The following is a 17,349-nucleotide window of genomic DNA, read 5'->3' on the forward strand; positions in this document are numbered from 1 at the left end:
TCACTGCTGCTCCGATTTTCTATTCAGTACTAGAGCAATTCCTAAGAAAATTATCGCATAGCCTAGGACAATTAGCAAGGATTTCCAGAGAAAATCTCCCTCTTGAGCATAGGTGGTCACCAGCTGATTGACATGGTAGCTGGGCATGAGTTTACATATCCGCTGTACCCAGTCAGGAAAGAGGGAAACAGGCATCCAAGAGCCACCCATGATAGCCAGAACAAAGTAGAGCAAGTTTGCCACCACGGACATGGCCTGTTCAGACTGGATTTGCACCAAGAGCAAGCCAATGGCTAGAAATACGATAGAAGTTACAAGGAGTATGAGTGCGGACACGACCCATTCCTGAGCTGACAAGTCTACTCCCTTGACCAAGCCTCCGACCGCAAAGACAAAGGTAATGGAAGATACGAAGCAGAGTAAAACCCGCACCAGTTTAGACAGGTAGTATTGCCAGATTGGCAGAGGCGAATGCTGGATAAAGGTCAACCAGCTATTCTTTCTGTCCTCTGCCAGCATCATGGGAAAGGTGAAAAGGGCAAAGCCCGACATGGAAAAGCCTGTCATAGTCAGCATATAGGACTGGATAAAGGCCTTTTGCATGGCTGCATCATCAAACTGGACCGTTGATGAAAAAATCAGGAAAAAGATGACGGGCATACCGATAGACAGGAGAAAAACTCCCAAACTTCTGGATAATTTTACCGCCTCTACTTGAACTAATGCTTTCATGATTCTTCCTCCCTCGTCTTGTCAAATAGGCTGTTGAGCAGGGTTTTGTTCTGCACTTCCAGGTCTGAAATCCGACAACCTGCCTCCTGCAAACTAGCCCAAACCTGCTCAATGGCTCGGGTCTTGAAGCTGACCGTGTCTTGTTTATAGCTGATTTCATTGATTTCAGCCAAGCTCTCCACCACCGCCGCAAAGGCAATCGGCAAAGTCACTTCTTTTTCTTGCTCCTCACTTCGCATGGCAAATGGCGTGGTATCTCTTAGTAACCGCCCCTGGTGCAAGACCAAAATCCGCTCCGCCGTATGCTCCACTTCCTCGATATAGTGGCTGGTATAAAAAATAGTCACACCCTGAGCCTTGAGTTCATGGACAATCTCCCAAAAACGCTGGCGGGTCGAAGTATCCATACCCGCCGTCGGCTCGTCCAAGAAAAGCAACTTGGGCTTGCCAATCAGGCAGATGACGAAAGCCAAGAGCCGCTTCTGACCACCCGATAGCTTGCCGGCCAGTTGATTTTTTTGCTCTGGGGAAAAGCAGAGCAGGCTGTCGATTTCCACATCTGTCAGACTGTCCTTGTAGATAGCTTGGAAAAAGCGGAGCAATTCCTTGACCTTCAGGTCTGTCGGGATAGCATTTTCTTGTGGTAAGACTGCTACCGTTTCTTTATTGGACCGAGCCTGTGGAGCCAGACTATCCAACAAAACCTGGCCTTTCATCGCCTTCCTATCTCCCAACAAACAGGACATGAGGGTCGTTTTTCCAGCCCCATTTGGACCAATCAAAGCCACACATTCTCCTGACTTGATTTCAAAGGAAATATTGGACAAAATCGTCCGTCCTTTGATGATTTTTTCTAGTGCTTGTACTTCTATCATCTTTCTACCTCCTACTTCTTGAACATCTTACATAGACAGTATATCTCGAAAATGAAGCCCGCACTAGAAGCCTTTGTCATTAACTCATGTGACAAATGTCATTATCAGCAGACCATAATCCAAGCAAATTTCTTGCCTTTTGCTGGATTTTATCTTAGTATAGATATATCAACATGTTCTACATAGTAGAATAACTTGGTGGGCGACCACCCTTGACGCAGAAAAAAGAGGTTTCTTATGTCAGAAGATAAATTGAATGCAAAACTCGACCAATTGGCAGGTTCTGTCAAAGAAGGCTTGGGCAAATTAACAGGCGATAAAGGCCTTGAAGTCGAAGGACTTGTGGAAAAAGGTCTAGGTAAGGCTAAAGAATTAGTTGAAGATGCAAAAGATGGCATTGAAGGTGCTGTTGACGGTATCAAGAAAGCCTTTGATAAGGAATAAGCACAAGGCTATGGAAAAGCCTTGTGTCACTGAACCACACCCCAAAAGGTAGATAGAAAAATCTAACTTCTGGGGTGTTATTTTTGTTCAGTCGAAATCTATTTCGCTCACTATTTAATCATGATATATTCGCTTCGAGACATAATCACTTTCAACTTGCTACACTCTTCATTAGTGTCTTGCTTTGCATGGGTTTTCCACCCCTGTCTAATTGCAAATTCATTCGACTATCGTATATGCAGCAAAAAAGAGTCCTACTGGACCCTTCATCTGTTTACAACTTAGGAGCTTGACCAAGTTCTGCCTGCAACATCCAAATATGTTTTTCAATACTTGCCTTAGCCACATTGAAAATGTCGTTGGTTACGCTGTCACCTTCTTCGTCGCTGACATCAAATCCCTTCTGGAAAAGAGCTGCTAAATAGCGGAACACCTCTACCACACGCGCCAAATGCTCTTCCATCGTTACAGTGTAGTCACCAGGAACTTCCTTGAGCTGACTATTTTCACTAAACTCTTTAAGGGTAGAAAATGGTGCCCCACCTAAGGTGATCAAACGTTCACTCATCTCATCCAAATATCCATCCAACTCATCCATATATTCATCCATCTTTGGATGCCAAATCATAAAGCCACGACCACGCATATACCAATGAACTTGATGGAGGATAGAATGGGCTACTGATAAATCTGCTACTGCCTGATTCAAAACTGCCTTTGTATCAGCCAATGCTACTGATTGACGTGGGCTGAAGGAAGCAATTTCTGCTGGTGTTTGAAAATACTTTTGTTTCATAGTGTTCCCCTTTTTATTTTTTATTTATAATTATTATAAATAAAGACATCCTAAAAATCAAGAAATATACCTTATATTAGAAAAGTTCTAATTTTGTAACATATCTAAGAAAGTTACACCACATAAATGATATAATAAAAGAAAAAAGGAGTTCTCTATGAAAAAAATCGTTTTTGTTTGCTTAGGTAATATCTGTCGCAGTCCCATGGCAGAATTTGTCATGAAAGATTTAACTGATAGCCTGCACATTGAAAGTCGGGCAACATCCAGTTGGGAACACGGCAATCCCATCTACCCAGGTACACAAAAGATTTTCAAGCAACACAATATTCCCTACGACCAAACCAAAACTTCTCAACAAATCTCCCAAGCAGATTTTGAAGAATTTGATGTCATCATTGGAATGGACAGTAACAATGTCCGTGATTTACGGAAAATGGCCCCTGCCCATGCCCAAGATAAGATTTTCCAGTTCGCCGAAAAATCAGTCCCAGACCCTTGGTACACAGGTGATTTTGACGAAACCTATCGTCTAGTCAAACAGGGTTGTCAGGATTGGTTAGAAAAATTATAATATCTCCCGTGTAATATTTTTGTAATATTTGTAAGAAAATGGTAAACTATTTCTGACTGGATTGATACGCTTTTGTTTTATGCTAGAAAGAAGGGTTTTAAAAATCCAGTAGATTATATCGAAAGGGTTTATCTATGAAAGAGTTAACAAACAAACGATTAACATTGGAAGATGTTTCCCGTTTCTTCACACGTAGAAAAGTAGAAGTACTTTCTCTTCTACTGATTTTGATTTGTGCCTTATCTGTTTTTACAGGTCGGATTGGAAATAAGCAGGCCTTGACCTTAGACAATGGTAAATTACAATACAATGGCTATGTGGTCGCTTCCAAAATGAATGGTCAAGGTCAACTGACTTTTGAAAATGGTGACAGCTACCAGGGACAATTCAAAAATGGCATTTTTCACGGTCAAGGAACCTATAAGTCTGCTAGTGGCTGGGTTTACGTTGGCGAATTCAAAAATGGTTATGCTGATGGCAAAGGTAAATTAACAACCGAAGGACAGGCCATTTACGAAGGAAGATTTAAACAGGGGATTTATCAAAATGAAAATTAAATGGTTATCTGCAATTCGTGTCATCGGTCTATCCTTTGTTCTCCTCTACCATTTCTTCATCAAGATTTTTCCAGGTGGATTTGTTGGGGTGGACCTTTTCTTCACCCTATCTGGCTATCTAACGACAGCCCTCTTGATTGATGAGTTTTCAAAGCATAAAAAAATTGATCTTATCTCCTTTTTCCGAAGAAGATTGTATCGGATCCTACCACCTTTGGTTTTAACCGTTCTGTTGGTGCTACCTTTGGCCCTCCTTATTCGAAATGATTTCCTTGCCAACATTGGTGGTCAGGTCACTGCTGCTCTGGGCTTTATGACCAATTTCTTTGAAATCCTGTCTGGTGGTAGCTATGAAAATCAATTTACGCCTCATCTATTTGTTCACACCTGGACACTGGCTATTGAAGTCCAATTCTACATCTTCTGGGCCGGCTTGGTTTGGCTTCTAGCTCGGATATCCAAAAGTGTTGGACAACTTCGTGGAACGATTTTCTTAACCTCCCTCAGCCTATTTGTCCTCACCTTCCTTGGAATGTTTATATCCAGTTTCTTCGTGGACAACTTCTCATCTATCTATTATTCGACTTTTACCCATACCTTCCCCTTCTTTTTGGGTGCTATCCTAGCAACTATAGCAGGTATTGGTCATACATCCGCTGCCTTCCAGCAAACTATTCAGACACTTAGCTTACAGAAGGTCCTCGGACTGTTTGTAGGTGGATTGGCAATCGAACTGATCCTACTATTTACCCTGCAATTTAGTTCTATTTGGACCTACCTGATTGGTTTCCTCTTATCTAGCCTGGCAACTGTTGCCATGATTTTCGCAGCGCGTGTTCTTCATGAAAAAACAGAAAGCATTAAGGAACCTGGCTTCGTTCAATTCTTAGCAGCAATTTCCTACGGTATCTATCTCTTCCATTGGCCACTATTGATTATCTTTACTCAACTAAGCAACGCTACGACTGCTGCTATCTTGTCTTTTATCTTCTCCGTCATTCTAGCAACTATTTCAACCTATCTCCTCGAACCCTTTGTCGCAGGAAGAGTAGGGAAATTGTTTGGGCTTGCAATTGACCTCAAACCCTATAAAAAATGGTTGTCTGGTAGTTTAGGCTTCCTCACTGTACTTAGTCTAGCAATCTGCCTCTTTGCACCACGACTTGGAAGCTTTGAGCAAGAGAATATGATTAGTAGCCTCTACCAAGCCCAAACCCAGCTGGCAACCACTCGTTCAGCAGCTGAAAACTCAAAGGTATCTAGCTTCGATATTCAAAAGGGTGTAACCATGTTTGGAGATTCTGTTACTGTTCGAGCAAGTACGGCACTTCAAGAAGCTATCCCAGGAATTCAAATAGATGGAACAGTCAGTCGAAATCTAACAGAGATTGAAAAATTGATTAAGCTCTACCAACAGAATAATAGCTTGAAAGAAACGGTTATCGTCGCCCTGGGTACCAATACAAGCGATAATTACCAAGAGATTTTGGACAAATTAGTCAAGGACTTTCCTAAAGGACGTCGCCTCATTTTCGTGACACCATACGATGGTAACTTTAGTCCAAGTAATTCTATTTCTTACCAAACAGGTCAATATGAAAAAGAGTTGGCTGATACATACGATTATATTTCAATTGCAGATTGGTACCAGGCCTCTCTGGACAATCCACCCATTTGGTATAACTCCGACTTGGTTCATTTCAACATCGATAATAACGGTGCAGAAATTTTTGCCCAAACTATCAGTCAAGCTATCAAAGCTGTAGAAAATGGACCCATTAAAAACTAAAATAAAAAATTCTTCTGTAACTTTGGATTACAGGAGAATTTTTTATTGTTCGAGATAATCTAATACTCTAATCAATATCTTTGACTTTAAGGCACTATACAAACCATGCTAGACTTTTCCTACACCACTTCACAGAATAAAGGCCAATAGAGCAAAAATCCCCCATCCTTCGGATAGGGGACACAAAATACAACTATTTCTGTTTACTTTGGAAACGCCATTCAAAGCGTTTTTGGTCATAAAATGGATACATGACTTGCAAGAGAGTGAGGGCTAGGAGCCACCCTCCGATAATATCTGTCGGATAATGGACTCCGATATAGATTCGAGAAAGAGCCACTAAAACTGCTAGGATAATCAAACCAACTTGTAGAACAAGTTTTGCCAATCCTTGCTTCATGCGTTGTTGGATAACAATCACTACTGCTCCTGCAATCATCATGGTTGAGGCAGTATGCCAGCTTGGGAATGAATAACCGATAGTATCAATTAGCCATTCGATACTAGGTCGCGGGCGTTGGTAGACATATTTCAGGGCTGTTGATGCCACCCCCATTGCCGCAAAACTAGCAAGTAAGAAATAGGCCTCTATCTTCCACTTTTTATAATAGAAAAAGATAGCAGACAAGATAAGGGTAATCGCCAAAATAATTACTGTGTTCCCGATGACAGTAATAGAAGTCCAAAACTGAGTCGCTCCACTAGAAAGATTTCCGCGAATAGCGGATTGGATAGCTGAGTCAAAACCAGTTAAGCTACTTGGGTAAAACTTGGCTATATAGCCTAAAAATACAAAGGCTAGAGCAAAGAAAGACGCGTTTCGTAAATGGATTTGTTTATTTTTCATAGGTATAGTTTACTTTAAAAAAGTTAAACTTTCTTTAAAATAGGCTGAGCTGCTTTGTTGCAAATATAAAAAACAATGGAAAGAACAATTCCTTGCAAGAGATTAAATGGCAAGACCATAAAGAGTAGGTAATTGGTCAATCCTAAGGTTTCCTTAATATCAAAGTTTGCAAAGGCTGCATACAAAGGTACTGCATAGACATAGTTCAAGACAAGCATGGCAAGGGTTGAACCGAGTGTAGCTACCCCTGCTGTTTTTACATAATTTTTGACAGTTTGGTCATTTTTCCATAAATAAGCCACTGCCAAGATAAAAACCGACATGGCTGCAATATTCATCGGCAGGCCAATAATGGTTGACGGTCCTTGATTGTTCAGAATCAATTTGAGAAGGGTCCGAATCAAAAGAATAGCAAAGCTAGACTTTACATCTAAGATAAGCAAACCAAATAATATTGGTACCAGTGAAAAATCTACTTCCAAGAAACTTGCCGTTGGAATTAAGGGAAATTTCAAGTACATCAGTAGAAATGAAAGGGTTGAAAGAATGGCGATAATCGTCATTTTTCGTGTGTTTGTCATAAAGGTTCCTCCAATTGTGAAAATTGAAGAAGCTTGGAAGGCAGGTCAAAAGAACTACACTTCGTCTTCTCCCATCCAGACTATACTGTCGGTTGTGGAATTGCACCACATCAGCTTGCGCTCGCAGACTACCAACGGTCTATTTTGTTCTAATACTGCGTTAACTCATCTCGACATACATTCAGTATAGTCTTCGAATCGCTGCCTAGTCTTAAAACAAAATAGCCACGTTTTACACTGCCGGTCGGGAATCTCACCCTGCCCTGAAGACTCTTTCATCATACCAAAAAAGCCCTGCAAGTGCAAGGCTTTGGTATTTGAAGACCGTGGGACTTGATAGTTAATACTCTACACCAAATAAAACAGATTGTCTTATCCAACAAATGAAGAAGGTATTGACTGGTACAACTACGATAGACTGAACATAACATTCTAAAGTTCTCTCCCTTAAGAATATACACAATCCAACCATACTTTATAACGATCTAATTTTTTACTTTACATCACTGATTTTAATAAAGGTTTTAATTTCTATATCTCAATCAATAGTCTCTAGTTGACACTGTTAATTGTTTAACCACCTATCTACAATAGAAAACACTGAACTTCCTACATTACCTTTCAGCTCTTTATTTGTTTGAGCATAAGCCATGTTATTTGCAAGACCAACTTCAAATTGGTCAATGAAGAAATGAGGATTATAGGATTTTTTTGAAAAATTCTCCCCCAGTTTCCCCATTTCTTCACGTAATAACCTCTCCGCCAAGGTTCTGTTTTCCTCTTTAGCATTTTCCAACAAATCGTCAAGACTAACTAAACTTAAGTCTGATAGATGCATTAACAGATAAACTTCAAAACAAGGATTGCTAATCCCCAGCTCAAACCCCTCCTTTTGGCAGAGTTTTATTAGTTGGTCATACTGCTGTTCTGTAAAGCTTTCCTTATCTCGATCCACAATCAAACAAATGGTATCTACTTCCTTGTCATATTTAGAAAGTGCAATAATGACAGATAATTGCTGAAGGGTATTCTCCTCTGGATTGATTAGCTTCTGTCCCTTGTATTTTTCAGAAATTTTGCTAATTCTTTTGTATATATCTGGAGCTGTTTGAAGAGGTGGATCATTTCGTAAACTTTTTTGATAGCCTTCAAGTAGTTTGAGATCACTCTCCTCAACCTGTTCAATAACTTGAAAAAAATCGCAAATACTTTGTCCTATTTGCAACGGATTTGACCTGCCTGTATCTTGCCTCAAACGATTCAAAAACATTACTTCACGATTTTTAATACGAGGGTGATTGTAAAAAGCCTTGAAGTAGATAGGTTCTGTCTCGGCTCCTTCGGCCAATACGAATACATAACTGTTCTCTTGTCGGGTATTTGATTTTCTAGGTGTATAACGTGGTGTACCTTCACCCATACGGAAAGAGGTCGTCTTATATCCCATATCCTACTTCCTTCCTTTATCCTCAATTGCCTTTTTCAACTTAGGGATAGCTCCATACCGTCCTCCCAAGTAGGCTCGCAAAATATCCCGATCCTTCCGCTCTTTAAATTCCTCCAAAGAATACAACTGACTACTACCTGTCTCATCCTTTTCCATGAACCAAATCTCATCTCGGCGTAGCAGGCTTTGATCTAATAAACGGTCTTCATGGGTTGTTGCTATAACCTGACTATTTTTAGGCTCTTTTGCCAAAAAGCGCTCAACAAAATCAAAAGCTAATATAGGGTGCAAACTTCGATCAATTTCATCAACAATATAGACCTTCTCTTCTTGGTTATGGATGATATTGAAAAGCTCAACTAGGCGACGTGTTCCATCGGATTCATCCTCAAGCGACATTGGATACTTTAATCCTTCATGCTGGAATCTTAATTCGTAAATATCTAACTGGTCCTGACCTTTTGGCAGTTCAAAGAGGTATATAGCTTGCTTCTGCTGAAACGGTAATTTAGCGATTTTTGTTTGTCTGTAATCTCTCAAATCCTCATCTTGGGATATATACGAGTTAGCTACATCATCCGAAAAAGAAGTTAGCCTCTCTATCACACTACTAAATAAATCATGTCTATCGTTCAATAATTGTTCAATTCCGACCATTGCTTCATTCGAAATTCTCTCCGGCTGACCGTCAAGCTTGATTTTTTCAAGGTTTATGATTCCTGTTCCATTCTCATTTAGAAACTGAATAATTTCTTTCTGGTAGGATTCATGCACCCAGGAATTCTTGCCAAAGTACTCTGGAGGAACTGCATCATTAACAGAGACAATTTGCAAAGTATTGCGAAACCAAGAATAAACATCCGAAAAAACACTTGCTCCTGTATCCGAAATTAGCTTGTCCTTGTCATTAGACAGATAGTTAAGTAGTAACCGTGAGGGTAGCTTAGAGCCATCCTCAATATAGATGTCTAAACGCTTCTTATCCTCTTCTTTAAGGGACAAATAGTGCATGTTTACTTCAATTACATACTGTGGTCTAGAGTTGACAAGCTCTGAAATATTTTGATCTATAGACCATTCTGCTTCTTCCCCTTGCTTAAGCTGGCGAGAGTAAATAAGTTCCTCTTTTTTATCTGTGATGTCATATAGCCATTCCTCTGTAATTCTTCGTTTGCTTAATATCATTGCAAAACCATAGCTATACAACCTTTCACCGATCTTGATATCATACTCAAATCTAGTACGCCTCTCCTTATTTTTGATATTTCCTGCATGGGCAAAATTCTGGATACCTATAAATTCATCAATTCCAAAAATGATCATTTTCCAAGAACATTCAATTGCTTTAAATAAACCAGTTTTCCCCGAAGCATTGGCTCCGTAAATCGCAGTAAAACGTTGTAGATTAATGACATCATTTTCATAAATATTTTCTGGATGTTGACGACTAGTCCCTGTTTTCATTGTTAAACTGACTATTTTATCAAAGGTTAAAAAATTTTCAACCGAGAAATTGATAAGCATATTCATCCTCCTATAGTAAAATAAGTTACGATTTTTTCGTATTACTCTCCTGTATTATACCATTTTTCCCAGAATATTTACATCAAACCATGATTTATACGTGAAAAAATCGATTTTATCGACTTTCTTATAAGAATAAATTTGCAAAACAACAGTATATCCTTGCAAGTGATTATATATATTTTCAATACATTGCACCTTAAATAAAAATGGATCCCTCTGAGTGTTCCATTAAAAAAGACACTTTAAAATATAAAATTGACGAAAGCCTATAATACAAATCTTTCTTCAATACTGTTTTATTATCTTTAGTTTTACCACTAATACTAATTATGGTTTCTGACGACTCTACTCTACAATTAGTAAATTAATCAGCTACTTGGAATACATCAGCAAAGCTCCCTCTAAAATATAAGCCAACCCCTGAAATCATCCAGGCCAACTTCCTTATATCCGTCTCATCACTTACTAGACTACATCTATATTAAGAGAGGTCGAAAGCAACCGATAGACAGGAACTACTAGCTCTTCAATTTATCCTCTTCATAGGTATGGACCAACTCCAAGCCCACAAAGTTTTGCTGACGAAGGGCTTCGTAGACAATCATACATACCGTATTTGAGACATTGAGACTACGAACATGCTCATCATTCATGGGGATGCGAATGGCTTTTTTGGGATGAATTCGCATAAATTCTTCCGGTAAGCCCTTATCTTCACGACCAAAGAGAAAAAAGTGAATACCATCTTGATAGCTTTCTTCCGAATAAGTTTTATCCGCAAACTTAGACACCAAATGAACTCGACCATGCTTACTTGCATAGTCCATAAATTCTGTCAGATTTTCATAGAAACGAACATCCAACTTATCCCAATAATCCAAACCTGCACGCTTCATCTTACGGTCATCAATGGGAAAGCCCATGGGTTTGATGATATGGAGGGGGCTGTTGGTCGCGGCACAGGTTCGAGCGATATTTCCTGTATTCTGGGGAATTTGTGGCTCAAACAGAACAATATGGTTTGTTGCGGTTTCTTCAGTGTACTGTAATTCTTCAATATTCATACTTTTTATTTCCTCAAACTAGGGCAGTGATTATTCGGACAAAAAAATAGCCACACTGCCCGGAGTCAAGCTCAGCAAACAGCATGGTGAATGATGATTCATTCACTTAACTCACAACAGGTTTGAGTTAAATCAATGAAATCGTATTTCTATTGTAACTTAAAAAAGGCTGAAAATCAAGACTTTTGCCTTATTTTTTTAAAATAAGGCAAAAGTAACTCAAGCTTCCGTCCAATACAAAAATAGATCGACAGCTTTACTAATCCCCTCCCATCCCCCAATCAAGTCCAGAAAGTTTAAACTTCCTACCAGACTAGAAGAAAAAGTAGGTGACCCTACTTTTCACAATTTCTCTTTAAACTAAATTTCTCTGGAACAGGATCCAAGCCTCCATCTACAAAGGGATGACAGCGACCAATTCGAGCCAAGCCCATCAAAAATCCCTTGATTCCATGTTTCTGTAAGGCCTCTGTCATGTAACTTGAACAAGTCGGCTGATAGCGACAGGAAGGTGGAAAGAGGGGAGAAATGCATTTCTGGTAAAACCTGACTAAGCCTATAAGGAGCTTGGTCATTTTTTCTTCACCGGTTTTGTTACTGCTAAGGTATGCAGTTTACTGATGTCTTTCTTATTAAGTTTGCGGTATTCACCTGGACGCAAACCAGTCAGGTCCAAATTCCCAAAGCGTGTACGAGAAAGCTTGTCCACCTGCAGACCAACGGCTTCAAACATCTTCTTAACCTGATGATTACGTCCTTCATGGATAGTCAACTCAACCACAGAACGATTATTTACAGGGTCAACCTTGATAATCTCATAAACAGCTGGCTTGGTTTTCTTGCCATCAATGACGACACCTCGGGTCAAGGGACGGAGTACTTCCTTATTGGCAACTCCTTTGACACGCGCCAAGTAAACCTTATCAATCTCATTTCGAGGGTGAATCATCTCATCCGTAAAATCACCGTCATTGGTCAAAATCAAGACCCCTGACGTATCCCAGTCCAAACGACCAACAGGATAAATCCGCTCTTTTACAGTCGGTAACAAGTCCACAACGGTCTTTCTTCCCTTGTCATCTGACACGCTGGAAATAACTCCACGTGGTTTATTGAGGAGGTAGTAAACCTTCTCTTCATTGTAGATTGGTTGCCCTTCTACTTCTACAATATCTCCAGACTTAATAGTCGTTGCCAACTCACGGACAACTTGACCATTGACGGTAACACGACCTTGCTTAATCAATTCTTCTGCCTTACGACGACTGGCTACACCAGCGTGGGCAATGTATTTGTTAATTCTCATTTTCTAACTCATTTCTTTCTAGGAATAGCTCGGTTTCTTGCTCCACCAAGTCAAGTTCTGATACATCAGGCAATTCTTCTAGACTGTTAATCCCCATGTAATCCAGAAAATAATCCGTTGTGACATAAAGATTGGGTCTGCCAAGTACCTCTTTCTTCCCATTCTCACGAATGAGGTCAAAGGCCTGCAATTTACTGATGGCACCGCTGGAATTAACCCCGCGAATATCATCAACTTCAATCCGTGTGATAGGTTGCTTATAGGCTACGATTGACAAGGTTTCTAAAAGGGCTCGTGACATGGTCTGATTGATTGGTGTTTTTGCATAGATACGCAGAAGATTTGCATATTCTTTTTTGGTGACCAACTTGTAGCGATTGGAGGATTCTAAGAGAGCCAAGCCTGATGCCTGGTCGGCCATGTATTTTTCACTGAGTTTCTCTAATTGCTGACTAACAGCTGTCGGCTGCAATTCCAACATTTCAGCCAAATTGCGTAAACTCAAGCCATCCTCACCTGCCACAAAAAGCAGGACTTCGATTTCAGCTAAGCGATTCATCTTCACTCCTTACTAGATAAATATCTCCAAAAGTTTCCTTTTGTTCCAAGATAATCTCATGAACCTTGACCAACTCCAAGGTGGCAAGAAAAATAGTGATCACTTCATTGATATCCTGGCTTTCCTGAAAAAGCTGATGTAGTTCAATGCGGGGAGCAACTTGAAAACGACTACGGACAAGGTCCATCATGTCTTCGATTTTATACTCATCACGAGCAATGGTTGCATGTGACTGACGAAGGCTAGCCTGTTTTTCAGCCATGACCTTAGAAAAGGCAAGGAAAATATCGATGACAGTCTTATCTTTAGCCAGCTGGACATCCTCATAAATCAAGTCCAGCTTAGGTTTTGAAAAATAATTGGCACGTTCATCATGCTGCTCTCCCAGTTTTTCGCTGAGGAGCTTAAACTTACGGTACTCTTCCAACTGGTCCAAGAGGTCCATTTCTGGGTCGTCCTCAGGATCTGTCTGTTCAACGACTTTTGGCAAGAGCCTCCGGCTTTTAATGACCATCAATTGACTGGCCATGACCATATACTCTCCTGCCACCTCCAAGCGCATGGCTTGCAAGGTCGCAATATAGGCCAGATATTGTTCAATGACTTCCGTAATCGGAACCTCGTAAATGTCTACTTGATACTTGGACACCAGATGCAGTAAGAGATCCAAGGGGCCTTCAAAATCTTTTAATTTTATATCCATTATCTAAATTTTTCCAAACTCATGCTTGTTTTTAGTCCCAACTGCTTGGCGATTTGGTCCAGGGATTTTCCTTCTCTGATTTGAGCTAGAATGTACTGTTCTCGCAATTTTTGAGCGGTCCAATCCGACTTCCCAATGGATTGAACAAATTCGGTCAAACGATTGAAAAACCATTGGCGAGAATAGGTCTGTCCTTTCTTGTCAAAGACATAGTGCCCTGTCAGATGCCCTTCAAGATAGCCAACTAATTCCTTGGGAATGGACAGAACACGCTTGGTCACACCTTTCTCTACTGTCAAGACTTGAAAATCCAAATTGATCTGCTGGCTGGTCAGCTCTGCTATTTCACTAGGCGTCAAACCTAAATATGCTATCAAAAGTGCGATAAGCTGGCCCTCCAGCCAAGGACTTTCTTGAAAGAGTAAAGACAGGTCTTCGCTTTCCAACTTCTTTTTGACACGAGCCGGTCCTGCCATGGCCTGTAGCTTGTAAAACCTGTCCAAGTGCCCTCTTTCATAAAGAAAGTAGAGAAATTGATTGACCGTCGATAGCTTTCTTCTCTGAGCTGCAGGTTTCAAGTCTAGCAGGGACTGCTGATAAAGCAAGAGTGACTGCTGATCTATGTCGCCCTTGGTCAACTCCACAAATTGCTGTAGGTCATAAGTATAGGATTTTTGACTGTTGACACTTACCTTTTTAGTCTGGATAAACTCTCCTATAGCCTGCTTCATTTCTTGCCTTCTTTTGATGCCAAGGGAAAATTATGCAAGAGCGCATTGATGGCTTTCAGAATAGATTTACGGGTAATAATGCCAAGGAATTCCCTGTTTTCTCCAAGAACTGGTAGGAAGGACTGATCAACTAGCTTGCGCATGACTTCTGTCAAATCATAATCCAAACCTACCGTTTCTACATCCGTCTTTGCAATCAGTGAAATATCCGTGTTCAATTCATCGTCTGATAACTCATGCTCAGCCTGGTATTTAATGATTTCCGTCAAGCCAATGGTTCCAAAGAATCGGCCGTCTTCTGTTACCACTGGTACGCGGGAATAAGTCATGTGGCTGAGCAACAATTTAGCATGATCAATATTATGGGTATCGATAATAACAGCCAATTTATCTGCTGGTGTCAAGAAGGTTTCTTCTTGGTCCAATAAAAAGGCCTCAAATTCTCGTGCAATCATCTTGAAATATCCTTTGTCAATGCTGGGTAAAGTTGGTGCTGTCGGTTGTAGTAATCCACATGGAAGTGATCATCATAGATAGTCACAAGAGCATAGAGACATTCTCTGACCAAACCACGAGGTTGACTAACGGAGCCAGGATTGAGGAAGAGGGTCTTGCCACGCACTTCCGCATCAGGTACATGCAAATGCCCATACAAACAAATATCCGCATCCACTTCCTGTGCCCAATAATCCAAGCGTTGCCAGCCATAGTTAATGCCATAGAGGTGTCCATGGGTTTGGGCAATGGTCACACCATCCAATTGAGTAATGAGCTGGTCAGGGTAGCCACCAAAGTAGTCGCAGTTGCCATTGACCACTTGGATCCCATCCCACAAACTATCTTGACTGTCCAGCTCCGAATCACCATTGTGAAAGATAGCATCGACCTTGCCAAGATAGTGGTTTCTAATCTCTTCTACAATCTGTCTGTCCCCATGAGAATCACTCATGACTAGGATTGTTTTGCTTGCTCCTGCCATACTGGAAATGCCTCCACTAATTTTTCTAGTGCTTGTGCACGGTGGGAAATCTGATTTTTTTCTTCTAAGGTCAATTCTGCCGAGGTCTTACCTGTTTCACCGACGAGGAAAAGTGGATCATATCCAAACCCATTTTCCCCACGGAGGTCCATTCCGATAAAGCCTTCCCAGTCTGCTTCGACCACCAAACTATCACGATTTGGAGCAGCCATGACCAGAGTACAATGGAATTGTGCCGAACGATCTTTCAGTTCAAATACCATGGCCAATTCATGCAAGAGCTTGGCATTATTGAGCTCATCTGTGGCGTCAGGACCTGAAAAACGGGCAGACCAGACCCCTGGCAGTCCGCCAAGCGCATCAACCTTCAAGCCTGAATCATCAGCTAAGACCATCTTGCCTGTCAGCTCTGCTATGGTTTCAGCCTTGAGCCGTGCATTTTCCTCAAAAGTCATCCCTGTTTCTGCTACATCTGGCAGGTCAGGATAGTTGTTGAGGTTCTCAACTTGGTAGCCAAAGCGCTCAAAAAACTTACGGAATTCCTTAGTCTTACCTTCATTTTTGGTGGCAATCAAGATGCTATCTCCCACGCTTGCCAACCCCTTGTCTTGACCGAAGAAATCGGACATAACTACTCCATCTTTTGGCAAATGAACCAGGAATAGCTTATCTCCCTCGGTCACTAAGATAGCACCTTGGTGTTGGAGGGCCTTGAACTGTCTATTGTTTAACTCATTCAAAACATCACAGGCAAATTGAAAGAGGGCAAATTCAGACTGAAGTTTAATCACCTCAATATTGACACACTGGTTAAAATTCTCATCTTCATAATTACCAGCAATCAGTTTGTCAAATAATTGACCAATCTGGTAAATTTCCTGCTCTCTGCCATTTTCACCAAATGAACCAAATAGATTGGCAAAGCTGGCTTTTCCGATAAACCAATTGTGTTCATCTCTGTATTCGTATATCTTGTCTGTCATAGTTCTACATGCTCCACATGAATATCAATGCCCATCCAGCTTTCAGCTATTTCTTTAAAAGCTGCCGGACTAGCTGTTGTGTAAAATCTGTGCTGAATATCCTTTTCGGTACGGCTGCGGTTGATTTGAAAATAATTTAATAAAACAGAAATATCTCGCGCACATTCTGCCCCACTGTCAATCAACTTGACATCCTTGCCCATGGCATTCTGGATAATGGGACGGAGAAGTGGATAATGGGTACACCCCAAAACCAAGGTGTCCACTTTCCCAACAAGTGGCCGAAGTGTCTCATAAACAACCTTTTTGGCAAGACTGGATTGGTGGCTATTGGACTCAACCAGTGGTGCAAATTTGGGACAGGCTAGGCTGTCTACCTGCGTTTCTGGAGAAAGGGCCTGAATCTTTTGTCGATAAATATCTGATTGAATGGTCATAGCCGTTCCTAAGACACCAACCTTACCAGTTTGCGTTGCCTTAATAGCTGCCGAAGCACCTGGTAAAATAACACCCAAAACAGGAATATCCAACTTTTCCTTGACTTCTTCCCAGGCTACCGCTGTTGCCGTATTGCAGGCAAAGACAATCATTTTTACATTTTTTGTCAAAAGGAAATTGACCAATTGCCAAGTATATTCTCTGATTTGTTCTGCTGGACGTGGTCCATATGGTGCCCGTGCCGAATCTCCGATATAAACGATTTCTTCATGGGGAAGTTGGCGCATTAACTCACGCGCAACCGTTAATCCCCCCACACCTGAATCTAAAAAACCTATTGGTCGATTATCCATAATACTGAGAATAGCCAGAAAATCTGACTAGCCTTTCTTTTCTACTCAAAAAATGGGATCTGGG

Annotated in this window: 21 protein-coding genes and 1 riboswitch; of the genes, 4 read left to right on the top strand and 17 right to left on the bottom strand. The window is 40.8% G+C overall.

The window, feature by feature from the left end:
- Complete coding sequence (locus tag RFK25_RS02150) at positions 1–732, bottom strand: ABC transporter permease (protein ID WP_332411138.1); 732 nt, start codon at positions 730–732, stop codon at positions 1–3.
- Complete coding sequence (locus tag RFK25_RS02155) at positions 729–1,607, bottom strand: ABC transporter ATP-binding protein (protein WP_332411140.1); 879 nt, start codon at positions 1,605–1,607, stop codon at positions 729–731. The genes RFK25_RS02150 and RFK25_RS02155 overlap by 4 nt, the downstream gene beginning before the upstream one ends.
- Before the next feature lie 237 nt (positions 1,608–1,844).
- On the opposite strand from RFK25_RS02155, the gene RFK25_RS02160 reads away from it, so the two are divergent.
- On the top strand, positions 1,845–2,051 hold the full coding sequence (locus RFK25_RS02160) for a CsbD family protein (protein ID WP_172003207.1): 207 nt from the start codon (positions 1,845–1,847) through the stop codon (positions 2,049–2,051).
- Positions 2,052–2,325: 274 nt separating this feature from the next.
- Here the strand turns inward: RFK25_RS02160 and RFK25_RS02165 are convergent, their stop codons facing one another.
- Complete coding sequence (locus RFK25_RS02165) at positions 2,326–2,847, bottom strand: Dps family protein (protein ID WP_332411148.1); 522 nt, start codon at positions 2,845–2,847, stop codon at positions 2,326–2,328.
- Positions 2,848–3,004: 157 nt separating this feature from the next.
- Here RFK25_RS02165 and RFK25_RS02170 point away from each other — a divergent pair, with 157 nt between their 5' ends.
- The 3 genes from RFK25_RS02170 (at position 3,005) to RFK25_RS02180 (ending at position 5,767) form a co-directional block, all read left to right on the top strand.
- Positions 3,005–3,421, top strand: coding sequence for a low molecular weight protein-tyrosine-phosphatase (locus RFK25_RS02170; RefSeq protein ID WP_332411151.1), 417 nt, complete (start codon positions 3,005–3,007; stop codon positions 3,419–3,421).
- A 134-nt stretch (positions 3,422–3,555) separates the two neighbouring features.
- Positions 3,556–3,978 (top strand): hypothetical protein, encoded by a 423-nt coding sequence (locus tag RFK25_RS02175; RefSeq protein ID WP_172050701.1) that lies wholly within the window; start codon positions 3,556–3,558, stop codon positions 3,976–3,978.
- On the top strand, positions 3,968–5,767 hold the full coding sequence (locus RFK25_RS02180) for an acyltransferase family protein (RefSeq protein ID WP_332411155.1): 1,800 nt from the start codon (positions 3,968–3,970) through the stop codon (positions 5,765–5,767). Before RFK25_RS02175 ends, RFK25_RS02180 begins: the two co-directional genes overlap by 11 nt.
- Before the next feature lie 193 nt (positions 5,768–5,960).
- Here RFK25_RS02180 and RFK25_RS02185 read toward each other — a convergent pair whose 3' ends face one another.
- From RFK25_RS02185 to racE, 14 genes are all read right to left on the bottom strand, one after another.
- On the bottom strand, positions 5,961–6,614 hold the full coding sequence (locus RFK25_RS02185) for a phosphatase PAP2 family protein (RefSeq protein WP_332411157.1): 654 nt from the start codon (positions 6,612–6,614) through the stop codon (positions 5,961–5,963).
- Between the two features lie 23 nt (positions 6,615–6,637).
- Positions 6,638–7,195: an ECF transporter S component gene (locus tag RFK25_RS02190; protein ID WP_332411160.1), complete on the bottom strand. Its 558-nt coding sequence runs from the start codon at positions 7,193–7,195 to the stop codon at positions 6,638–6,640.
- A 59-nt stretch (positions 7,196–7,254) separates the two neighbouring features.
- Positions 7,255–7,470: riboswitch (FMN riboswitch) on the bottom strand.
- Positions 7,471–7,760: 290 nt separating this feature from the next.
- Positions 7,761–8,642, bottom strand: a complete 882-nt coding sequence (locus RFK25_RS02195; RefSeq protein ID WP_332411163.1) for an RloB family protein — start codon at positions 8,640–8,642, stop codon at positions 7,761–7,763.
- 3 nt (positions 8,643–8,645) lie between these two features.
- Positions 8,646–10,166 carry an AAA family ATPase gene (locus tag RFK25_RS02200; protein WP_332411166.1) on the bottom strand — a complete coding sequence of 507 codons (1,521 nt, stop codon included), beginning with the start codon at positions 10,164–10,166 and terminating at the stop codon, positions 8,646–8,648.
- 521 nt (positions 10,167–10,687) lie between these two features.
- On the bottom strand, positions 10,688–11,233 hold the full coding sequence (locus RFK25_RS02205) for a tRNA (cytidine(34)-2'-O)-methyltransferase (protein WP_332411169.1): 546 nt from the start codon (positions 11,231–11,233) through the stop codon (positions 10,688–10,690).
- 335 nt (positions 11,234–11,568) lie between these two features.
- Entirely contained in the window at positions 11,569–11,808 is a 240-nt protein-coding gene (yidD, locus tag RFK25_RS02210) for a membrane protein insertion efficiency factor YidD (protein ID WP_332411172.1), read from the bottom strand.
- Positions 11,805–12,539, bottom strand: coding sequence for a pseudouridine synthase (locus tag RFK25_RS02215; RefSeq protein ID WP_332411176.1), 735 nt, complete (start codon positions 12,537–12,539; stop codon positions 11,805–11,807). Before RFK25_RS02215 ends, yidD begins: the two co-directional genes overlap by 4 nt.
- The gene (gene scpB / locus RFK25_RS02220; protein ID WP_024412995.1) at positions 12,529–13,098 is read right to left on the bottom strand and encodes an SMC-Scp complex subunit ScpB; all 570 of its coding nucleotides are present in this window, start codon (positions 13,096–13,098) and stop codon (positions 12,529–12,531) included. The genes RFK25_RS02215 and scpB overlap by 11 nt, the downstream gene beginning before the upstream one ends.
- Complete coding sequence (locus RFK25_RS02225) at positions 13,082–13,801, bottom strand: segregation/condensation protein A (RefSeq protein WP_332411183.1); 720 nt, start codon at positions 13,799–13,801, stop codon at positions 13,082–13,084. Before RFK25_RS02225 ends, scpB begins: the two co-directional genes overlap by 17 nt.
- Complete coding sequence (gene xerD, locus RFK25_RS02230) at positions 13,801–14,532, bottom strand: site-specific tyrosine recombinase XerD (RefSeq protein ID WP_332411186.1); 732 nt, start codon at positions 14,530–14,532, stop codon at positions 13,801–13,803. Before xerD ends, RFK25_RS02225 begins: the two co-directional genes overlap by 1 nt.
- Positions 14,529–14,987: a cyclic-di-AMP-binding protein CbpB gene (gene cbpB, locus RFK25_RS02235; RefSeq protein WP_105109820.1), complete on the bottom strand. Its 459-nt coding sequence runs from the start codon at positions 14,985–14,987 to the stop codon at positions 14,529–14,531. Before cbpB ends, xerD begins: the two co-directional genes overlap by 4 nt.
- A complete protein-coding gene (locus RFK25_RS02240) occupies positions 14,984–15,511 on the bottom strand; it encodes a metallophosphoesterase (RefSeq protein ID WP_332411195.1) in 528 nt (175 codons plus the stop codon). The genes cbpB and RFK25_RS02240 overlap by 4 nt, the downstream gene beginning before the upstream one ends.
- A complete protein-coding gene (locus RFK25_RS02245) occupies positions 15,484–16,494 on the bottom strand; it encodes a nucleoside-triphosphate diphosphatase (protein ID WP_332411198.1) in 1,011 nt (336 codons plus the stop codon). The genes RFK25_RS02240 and RFK25_RS02245 overlap by 28 nt, the downstream gene beginning before the upstream one ends.
- Complete coding sequence (gene racE / locus RFK25_RS02250; protein WP_009910584.1) at positions 16,491–17,285, bottom strand: glutamate racemase; 795 nt, start codon at positions 17,283–17,285, stop codon at positions 16,491–16,493. Before racE ends, RFK25_RS02245 begins: the two co-directional genes overlap by 4 nt.
- Positions 17,286–17,349: the final 64 nt, after the last annotated feature.

This window comes from Streptococcus sp. SS-4456, from assembly GCF_036680365.1.
In the GTDB taxonomy this organism is placed as follows: domain Bacteria; phylum Bacillota; class Bacilli; order Lactobacillales; family Streptococcaceae; genus Streptococcus.

Bases quoted from the DNA above. Each gene is read 5' to 3' on its own strand.
- RFK25_RS02150 (WP_332411138.1), bottom strand. From the start codon at position 732: ATGAAAGCATTAGTTCAAGTAGAGGCGGTAAAATTATCCAGAAGTTTG.
- RFK25_RS02155 (WP_332411140.1), bottom strand. From the start codon at position 1,607: ATGATAGAAGTACAAGCACTAGAAAAAATCATCAAAGGACGGACGATT.
- RFK25_RS02160 (WP_172003207.1), top strand. From the start codon at position 1,845: ATGTCAGAAGATAAATTGAATGCAAAACTCGACCAATTGGCAGGTTCT.
- RFK25_RS02165 (WP_332411148.1), bottom strand. From the start codon at position 2,847: ATGAAACAAAAGTATTTTCAAACACCAGCAGAAATTGCTTCCTTCAGC.
- RFK25_RS02170 (WP_332411151.1), top strand. From the start codon at position 3,005: ATGAAAAAAATCGTTTTTGTTTGCTTAGGTAATATCTGTCGCAGTCCC.
- RFK25_RS02175 (WP_172050701.1), top strand. From the start codon at position 3,556: ATGAAAGAGTTAACAAACAAACGATTAACATTGGAAGATGTTTCCCGT.
- RFK25_RS02180 (WP_332411155.1), top strand. From the start codon at position 3,968: ATGAAAATTAAATGGTTATCTGCAATTCGTGTCATCGGTCTATCCTTT.
- RFK25_RS02185 (WP_332411157.1), bottom strand. From the start codon at position 6,614: ATGAAAAATAAACAAATCCATTTACGAAACGCGTCTTTCTTTGCTCTA.
- RFK25_RS02190 (WP_332411160.1), bottom strand. From the start codon at position 7,195: ATGACAAACACACGAAAAATGACGATTATCGCCATTCTTTCAACCCTT.
- RFK25_RS02195 (WP_332411163.1), bottom strand. From the start codon at position 8,642: ATGGGATATAAGACGACCTCTTTCCGTATGGGTGAAGGTACACCACGT.
- RFK25_RS02200 (WP_332411166.1), bottom strand. From the start codon at position 10,166: ATGCTTATCAATTTCTCGGTTGAAAATTTTTTAACCTTTGATAAAATA.
- RFK25_RS02205 (WP_332411169.1), bottom strand. From the start codon at position 11,233: ATGAATATTGAAGAATTACAGTACACTGAAGAAACCGCAACAAACCAT.
- yidD (WP_332411172.1), bottom strand. From the start codon at position 11,808: ATGACCAAGCTCCTTATAGGCTTAGTCAGGTTTTACCAGAAATGCATT.
- RFK25_RS02215 (WP_332411176.1), bottom strand. From the start codon at position 12,539: ATGAGAATTAACAAATACATTGCCCACGCTGGTGTAGCCAGTCGTCGT.
- scpB (WP_024412995.1), bottom strand. From the start codon at position 13,098: ATGAATCGCTTAGCTGAAATCGAAGTCCTGCTTTTTGTGGCAGGTGAG.
- RFK25_RS02225 (WP_332411183.1), bottom strand. From the start codon at position 13,801: ATGGATATAAAATTAAAAGATTTTGAAGGCCCCTTGGATCTCTTACTG.
- xerD (WP_332411186.1), bottom strand. From the start codon at position 14,532: ATGAAGCAGGCTATAGGAGAGTTTATCCAGACTAAAAAGGTAAGTGTC.
- cbpB (WP_105109820.1), bottom strand. From the start codon at position 14,987: ATGATTGCACGAGAATTTGAGGCCTTTTTATTGGACCAAGAAGAAACC.
- RFK25_RS02240 (WP_332411195.1), bottom strand. From the start codon at position 15,511: ATGGCAGGAGCAAGCAAAACAATCCTAGTCATGAGTGATTCTCATGGG.
- RFK25_RS02245 (WP_332411198.1), bottom strand. From the start codon at position 16,494: ATGACAGACAAGATATACGAATACAGAGATGAACACAATTGGTTTATC.
- racE (WP_009910584.1), bottom strand. From the start codon at position 17,285: ATGGATAATCGACCAATAGGTTTTTTAGATTCAGGTGTGGGGGGATTA.